This is a genomic window from uncultured Nocardioides sp., assembly GCF_902805925.1.
Lineage (GTDB): Bacteria > Actinomycetota > Actinomycetes > Propionibacteriales > Nocardioidaceae > Nocardioides.
This window is the reverse complement of the sequence record NZ_CADCUP010000109.1, coordinates 1-7465: the sequence shown is the minus strand read 5'-3', so window position 1 is coordinate 7465 and position 7465 is coordinate 1. Positions and strand designations below refer to the sequence as shown.

The 7465-nt window shown below is 72.7% G+C and carries 7 protein-coding genes and 1 pseudogene; 5 read left to right on the top strand and 3 right to left on the bottom strand.

Annotation, left to right across the window (positions count from 1 at the left end):
• The 4 genes from QZX64_RS07710 to QZX64_RS07695 all read left to right on the top strand — a co-directional run.
• A partial coding sequence (locus QZX64_RS07710; RefSeq protein ID WP_295658125.1) for a PASTA domain-containing protein occupies positions 1–192 on the top strand: 192 nt, incomplete at its 5' end.
• 47 nt (positions 193–239) lie between these two features.
• Entirely contained in the window at positions 240–1118 is an 879-nt protein-coding gene (locus QZX64_RS07705) for a deoxyribonuclease IV (protein WP_295658122.1), read from the top strand.
• Entirely contained in the window at positions 1115–2023 is a 909-nt protein-coding gene (locus QZX64_RS07700) for a DMT family transporter (RefSeq protein ID WP_295658120.1), read from the top strand. Before QZX64_RS07705 ends, QZX64_RS07700 begins: the two co-directional genes overlap by 4 nt.
• Before the next feature lie 52 nt (positions 2024–2075).
• Complete coding sequence (locus QZX64_RS07695) at positions 2076–2882, top strand: NADase-type glycan-binding domain-containing protein (RefSeq protein ID WP_295658118.1); 807 nt, start codon at positions 2076–2078, stop codon at positions 2880–2882.
• Between the two features lie 89 nt (positions 2883–2971).
• Here QZX64_RS07695 and QZX64_RS07690 read toward each other — a convergent pair whose 3' ends face one another.
• The 3 genes from QZX64_RS07690 to QZX64_RS07680 all read right to left on the bottom strand — a co-directional run bounded on the left by QZX64_RS07690 (position 2972) and on the right by QZX64_RS07680 (position 6929).
• The gene (locus QZX64_RS07690) at positions 2972–3967 is read right to left on the bottom strand and encodes a low specificity L-threonine aldolase (RefSeq protein ID WP_295658115.1); all 996 of its coding nucleotides are present in this window, start codon (positions 3965–3967) and stop codon (positions 2972–2974) included.
• A 77-nt stretch (positions 3968–4044) separates the two neighbouring features.
• Positions 4045–5382 (bottom strand): class II 3-deoxy-7-phosphoheptulonate synthase, encoded by a 1338-nt coding sequence (locus QZX64_RS07685; RefSeq protein ID WP_295658113.1) that lies wholly within the window; start codon positions 5380–5382, stop codon positions 4045–4047.
• Positions 5383–5453: 71 nt separating this feature from the next.
• A complete protein-coding gene (locus QZX64_RS07680) occupies positions 5454–6929 on the bottom strand; it encodes an APC family permease (protein WP_295658111.1) in 1476 nt (491 codons plus the stop codon).
• Positions 6930–7237: 308 nt separating this feature from the next.
• Here QZX64_RS07680 and QZX64_RS07675 point away from each other — a divergent pair.
• A pseudogene (locus QZX64_RS07675) lies at positions 7238–7465 on the top strand (alpha-hydroxy-acid oxidizing enzyme); the annotation flags it as partial.

Below are 7465 nucleotides of genomic sequence, written 5' to 3'. Positions count from 1 at the left end.
GAGCTGGTCGAGATGCCCAGCGTCGTGGCGGTGGGCGTGGACGCGGCGACCGAGCGGCTGGAGTCGCTGGGCTTCGACGTCGAGGTGCGCAACTCCGACCAGTACATCGGCGTCGGCTTCGTCTTCAGCTCCGACCCCGGCGCCGGCGAGATGGTGCCCAAGGGCTCGACCGTCACGCTCTACCTCATCTAGCCGCCCTCCCGACCGCGCCCCACGGGCTCGCGCATAGGGTTTCGGCCATGTCCTCGCGCCCGATCGGCACCCACGTCCTGGTCGGGAGGGGACTGGTGGCCGGCGCACTGGCCGATGCCGACGAGCTCGGCTGCGAGGTCGTGCAGATCTTCTCCGGCAACCCCCGGGGGTGGGCGCCCTCCCCCGGCGACAAGGGCGAGGACGCCCGCTTCCGCGCGGGCTGCGAGAGCCGCGGCCTCCGCGTCGTGATCCACGCGCCGTACCTGGTGAACCTCGGGTCGCCCACGGCCACGACGTACGAGCGGTCGGTCGGGATCGTGGCCCACAACCTGCGCCGGGCGGTCGAGATCGGCGCCGAGGGCGTGGTCGTCCACACCGGCTCCTACGTCGACGCCTCGGGCAGCGAGACCGAGCACGCGTCCGCCCTGGGCCGGGTGCGCGAGGGGCTGCTTCCGCTGCTCGACGCGGTGGCGGCCGACGACGCGCCGTACCTCCTGCTCGAGCCGACCGCCGGCCAGGGCCGGTCGCTGTGCGCCGGGGTCGACGACCTCGCGGCGTACCTCGACGCGCTCGAGCACCACCCCAAGGCCGGCGTCTGCCTCGACACCTGCCACGTCTTCGCGGCCGGGGCCCCGCTCGACCGGCCCGGCGGCGCGACCGAGACCCTCGACCGGCTCGTGGAGATCGGCGGCCCCGGTCGACTGCGGCTCGTGCACGCCAACGACTCGATGGACGTGCGGGGCGCCTGCCGGGACCGGCACCAGTCCATCGGGCAGGGACACATCGGCGAGCCCGCCTTCGGCGAGCTCCTCGCCCACCCGGCCACCGAGGGCGTGCCGTTCGTCCTCGAGACGCCCGGCTCCCGCGACCCCGGCAGCGAGGACTTCGCGGTGCTGCGGCGGCTGCGGAAGGAGGCGGGACGATGAGCGCGCACGAGACCGCCTCCCGGCGCACGACCCTCCTGGCGATGCTGGCGCTGCTGGCCATGACGGCGTGCTGGGGGTCCACGTTCTTCCTCATCAAGGACCTGCTCGACCGGGTGCCGACGCTCGACTTCCTGGCGGTGCGCTTCGCCATCGCGACCGTGGCCCTGGTCCTGATGGCGCCCCGGGCGCTGGGACGGCTCTCCGCGGAGTCGAGGAGGCACGCGCTGGTCCTCGGCCTGGTCTACGGCGTCGCCCAGATCCTCCAGACGGCCGGGCTGGCGCACACCGCGGCGAGCGTGAGCGGCTTCATCACCGGGATGTACGTCGTGCTGACCCCGCTCCTGGCCGCGCTGCTGCTGCGCACCCGCATCTCGGCCGTCACCTGGCTGGCGGTCGCGCTGGCCACCGCCGGGCTCGCCGTCCTGACGCTCCAGGGGTTCGCCGTGGGGTACGGCGAGGCGCTGACGCTGGTGGCCGCCGTCCTCTACGCGCTGCACATCGTCGGGCTGGGGGCGTGGTCGCGGCCGCGGGAGGCGGTCGGCATGACGATCGTGCAGATCATGGTCATCACGGTCGTCTGCCTCATCGCGACCGTCCCCGACGGCATCGTGCTGCCGAGCACCGGCCGCGACTGGCTCTCGGTCGTCTACATGGCCGTCTTCGCCGGGGCCCTGGCCATGCTCGGCCAGACGTGGGCGCAGGCGCACCTGCCTCCCACCCGCAGCGCCATCATCATGAGCATGGAGCCGGTCTTCGCCGCCTTCTTCGCGGTGCTGCTGGGCAGCGAGTCGATCACCGTGCGGCTGCTGCTGGGCGGGGCCATGGTGTTCGGGGCGATGCTCGTGGTCGAGCTGGCGCCGCGTCGCCGCGTCATCGAGGGCGAGGTCCCCCACATCGTCGTGTGACGCGGGGTGCCCGGTTGGGCAAACCGCGGCTGGGCTGCCTACCCTGCCCTCGATGACCACCTGTGCGAGCTGCGGCCACGAGCAGGGCGAGGGACGCTTCTGCAGCGGCTGCGGCGCCCCCGTCGCCCCCGCGACGACCCGCGACGCGAGCGCCACCGCCGTGCAGCCCGCGGTCCTCCCCGTGTCGCCCGCGCCGACCGGGGTGCCGGCTGCGGGACGGCGGGGGGTGCCGGGCTGGCTGCCGTGGCTGCTCGGCTGGCTGGTGCTCGCCGTCGTCGCCGCCATGGTCGGCTGGAGCCTCGGCAGCGACCCGGACGCGCCTTCGCGCTCCGGCGCCGGGAGCACCGACCTGCCCGCCGACGCAGGCGATGCGGGCGATGCGGGCGACCTGGGCGACGTCACGGGGACCGCCACCCCCGACGTGCCCGAGACGGCGCCGGCCAACCGGTCGATCGACGGCGACCCGGTGACGTACGACGCGGCGCACCTGCTCGACGGCGACCCCGCCACCGCGTGGCGGATGCCCGGCGACGGCACCGGCGCGGTGCTCACCTTCCGGCTGCCCGGGCCCACCCGGCTGGCGTCGGTCGGGCTGGTCAACGGCTATGCCAAGGTCGACGGCCCGGTGGACTGGTATCCCCGCAACCGCCGGGTGGAGGCGGTCACCTGGGGCTTCGACGACGGCACCACGCTGCGGCAGGACCTCATCGAGAACCCCTCGATGCAGACGGTGGCCGTCGACGACGTGGTGACCTCCTCGGTCACCCTGACCCTGACGTCGGTGTCGGCGCCCGGTGCCGAGGACGGCCGCGACTTCACCCCGGTCAGCGACGTGCGCCTGATCGGGGTGTCGGACTGACGCGATCGGCGGGGTAGTCAGGTGCGACATGGCTGTCGTACGGCGGTTCGGACAGCCATCTCGCGCCTAACTACCCCGACCGTCGGCGCTCACCCCAGGCGGGCCAGCACCGCCGCCGCGCGCTCGGCGTCCTCGCGGGAGACGTCGAGGTGCGTGACCAGGCGTACGGCGCGCGGCCCGACGGCGGAGATCCGCACGCCCTCCTCGGCGGCAGCGGCCACGTAGGCGGCGGCGTCCTCCCGCGGGACCACGACGATGTTGGTCTCCACGGTCGCCGGGTCGACGCCGCACGCCTGCGCCAGAAGGCGGGCGTGCTCGTGGTCCTCGGCCAGCCGCTCGAGGTGGTGGTCGAGCGCGTGCAGGCCCGCGGCCGCCAGCATGCCGGTCTGCCGCATGCCGCCACCCATCCGCTTGCGCCAGACCCGCGACTCCTCGACGGCCTCGCGGCCACCGACGACCAGTGAGCCGACCGGGGCGCCGAGGCCCTTCGACAGCGCGACGCACAGGATGTCGACGCGCGCGCCGTACTCGTGCAGCGGGGCGCCGGTGGCGACGTGGGCGTTCCAGAGCCGGGCACCGTCGAGGTGCAGGGCGACGCCGCGGTCGCGGGCGAAGCCGACCAGCGGGTCCAGGTCGGCCGGCCGCAGGACGGTGCCACCGGCGAAGTTGTGGGTGTTCTCGATCGAGATCGCCGTGGTGCGGACGAAGAAGGGCCCCATGTCGGGGGCGAACATCGCCTCGATCGCCGGCAGGTCGATGCCACCGGTGGGGTGGGTCCAGGTGCGCATCGTGATGCCGCTGTAGGCGGCGTGCGCCCCGAGCTCCGCGCGGGCGATGTGCGCCGAGGACTCGCAGAGCACCTCCTGCCCGGCAGCGACGAGCGTGCGCACCGCCAGCACGTTGGCCATCGACCCGGTCGGCGTGAACAGGGCCGCCTCGTGCCCGAGGAGGTCGGCGACGCGCTCCTCCAGGCGCCGGGTGGTCGGGTCCTCGCCGTAGACGTCGTCGCCCACCTCGGCCGCGACCATGGCGGCCCGCATCGCGTCGGAGGGCTGGGTGAGCGTGTCGGAGCGGAGGTCGATCACGGCGTTCCTTCGGTGGTCGAGTGGCGAGCGCCAGCGAGCGTACCGAGCCCCGCTCGCGGGCTCGCGGTGTGCCGGCCTCAGGCCTTCCGCAGCATCTCCGCCACGAGGAAGGCGAGCTCGAGGGACTGCACGCGGTTCAGGCGCGGGTCGACGACCGACTCGTAGCGGTGCGCCAGGCCGGCCTCGTCGATCTCCTCGCCGCCGCCGATGCACTCGGTGACGTCGTCGCCGGTCATCTCCACCAGGATGCCGCCGGGCCAGGTGCCGAGCGAGCGGTGCACGTCGAAGAAGCCCTGCACCTCCTCCACGACGTCGTCGAAGCGGCGGGTCTTGTAGCCCGTGGATGACTCGAAGGTGTTGCCGTGCATGGGGTCGCAGACCCAGGCCGCCTCGACGCCCTCGGCGGTGACCTTCTCGACCAGGCCCGGCAGCCCGTCCCGGATCCGGCCGGCGCCGAAGCGGGTGATGAAGGTCAGCCGCCCGGGCTCGTTGCGGGGGTTGAGCCGGGCTGCCAGGGCCAGGGCGTCGTCGGCGGTCGCGGCCGGGCCGAGCTTGACCCCGATGGGGTTGCGGATGTGGCGGAAGTACTCCACGTGGGCGCCGTCGAGCTGGCGGGTGCGCTCGCCGATCCACACGAAGTGACCGGAGACGTTGTAGGGCAGCTCGGTGCGCGAGTCGATGCGCGTCATGGCGTGCTCGTACTCCAGCAGCAGCGCCTCGTGGCTGGAGTGGAAGTCGACGCGGCGCAGGGCATCGGGGTCGGCCCCGATCGCGGTCATGAACGACATGGCCTTGTCGATCTCGGCGGCGAGCAGCTCGTAGCGCTGACCGGCGACCGAGGTGCGCACGAAGTCGGTGTTCCAGGTGTGGACCTGGCGCAGGTCGGCGTACCCGCCGGTGACGAAGGCGCGCACCAGGTTGAGGGTCGCAGCGGAGGCGTTGTAGGCGTCGAGGAGCCGCTGCGGGTTCGGCAGCCGCGACTCCTCGGTGAAGTCGAACCCGTTGACGATGTCGCCGCGGTAGGCCGGCAGCGTCATGCCGTCGCGGGTCTCCAGGTCGGAGGAGCGCGGCTTGGCGTACTGCCCCGCCAGCCGGCCGAGCTTCACGACCGGGACCGAGCCGGCGTAGGTCAGCACGACCGCCATCTGCAGCAGCACGCGCAGCTTGTTGCGAACGTTGTCGGCGGTGACGCCGTCGAAGGTCTCGGCGCAGTCGCCGCCCTGCAGCAGGAACGCCTCACCGCGCGAGACCGCGGCCATCTTGGACTTCAGGTCGTCGCACTCGCCGGCGAACACGAGCGGCGGCATCGTGCGCAGGCGGGTGACCGCCGAGTCGACGGCCACCGCGTCGGGGTAGGAGGGCTGCTGCCTCGCGCCGATCGCGTGCAGCTGCTCGAGGGTGGGGACGGTGCTCACGTCCTCCAGCGTACGGCGGTCCGCGCCCGCCGACCGATTCGTGCCGCTGCGTGGTCGGCCCGGTGGCCGGGTCAGCGGTCGGGTCGGTGGTCGTCGGTGTCCTCGAGGTGCTCGATGTCGCGGAAGCCGGTCTTCTTGGCCCGGACGCCGCGGTTGGTCATCCAGGTCAGCGCCCACAGCACGATGCCGATGCCGAGGAGGTAGGCCGCGATCTGGTACTGCAGGGCGTCACGGTCGACCCAGGGGCCGATCAGGAACAGGCACAGGAGCGCAGCGATCGCCGGCGTCGGACCGGGCGAGCGGAAGAAGCCCTTGCGGGAGTCGCGGCGCAGCACCAGGCAGGCGACGTTGACGACCGCGAAGACCGCGAGGAGCAGCAGCGACGTGGTGCCCGAGAGCTGCAGGACCACCTCGCTGTCGGACTGCGTCGCGACGTACCCGATGAGGCCGAGGGCGAGCAGCGTCGAGAACGCGATGCCGACGTACGGCGCCCGGCTGCGCGCGGACACCTTGCCGAGCGAGCGCGGCAGCACGTCCTGGCGGGCGAGGCCGTAGAGCAGCCGGCTGGCCATCAGCATGTTGATGAGCGCGGTGTTGGCGACCGCGAAGACGGCCAGGAAGGGGAAGATCCGGTCGATCGGGAGGTCGGGCGCGCCCTTGCTGACGACCTCCAGCAGCGCCCGGCCCTCGGCCTCGTTGATGGTCGCCAGCTCGGTCGGGGTGAGCACGGCGACCACCGCCACGGCCACGAGCATGTAGATGATCACCGCGACGCCCAGCCCGGTGAGCATGGTGCGCGGGAAGATCCTCTCCGGCTCCTGGGTCTCCTCCACCATGTTGACGGAGTCCTCGAAGCCCACCATCGCGAAGAACGCCACCGAGGTGGCGGCCGTGACGGCCAGGAAGAGCCCCTTGTCGCCGGCGTCGGTGAAGGTGGTGATGCGGCCGACGTCGCCGTCGCCCTGCGTCATGGCCCAGAAGCCGATCAGGATCACGATGGCGAGCGCGGTCATCTCGACGAGGGTCAGGATGACGTTGAACTTCACCGACTCCCCGACGCCGCGCAGGTTGATCAGGGCGAGCAGGAGCATGAAGGCCATCGCGATGGCGGTCGTGGTGCCCGTGCCCGGGGTGGCGTCGAGCCACCCGTTGACGACCAGGCCGCCGGTGAGGTTCTGGGCGAGCACGTTGGAGGACGTCGCGGCGCTGGTGATGCCGGAGCAGACCACGGCGAAGGCGACCAGGAACGTGACGAAGTGGATGCCGAAGGCCTTGTGGGAGTACAGCGCGGCGCCGGCGGCCTGGGGGTACTTCGTGACGAGCTCGAGGTAGGAGAGCGCGGTCAGGGTGGCCACGATGAAGGCCGTCAGGAACGGCAGCCACACGATGCCGCCGACGATGCCCGCCATCTGGCCGGTGACCGCGTAGACACCGGCGCCGAGGATGTCGCCGATGATGAAGAGGAGCAGCAGCTTGGGGCCCATCACGCGGATGAGCCGCTGCTCCTGAGCGTCGTCGACGTCGATCGGGCTCTGGCTGGTGCTCATGGACGCTCCCTCGCTCGCCGGGAGCGGACCCCGGATCAGCCCATCGTGGACCACATCAGAGGGAAGTTCCAGCACCTGCGGGCCCCATCGGCCCCGCGCCGCGTCGACTCCCGGACGACCAGCTCGGGCTCCGAGGGCGAGCAGGTCGTTCACGTCGAACGCCGCCCGGGGCACCGACGAGGCCACCGCGACCGGCGACGTGCTGGTGCAGGCTCGCGGGCTCGGCCTCGCGTCGGGCACTCTCGAGGCCTGCGCACCCAGATGTCGACCACCTCTCCCCCGACCCGCTACGAGCCGAAGGATCCCTGATGAAGCGCCAGCTGCCCCGGCGTCACGACCTCGCCCCGCTGCTGAGGTTCAAGCGGCCGGTGCTGTCACCCAAGGAGCGGCGCCTGGTCCGGGCGCTGACCATCGAGGACCTCCGCCGCATCGCCCGGCGGCGTACGCCCAAGCCGGCGTTCGACTACACCGACGGCGCCGCCGACGGCGAGGTGTCGCTGGCCCGGGCCCGGGAGGCGTTCGCCGATGTGGAGTTC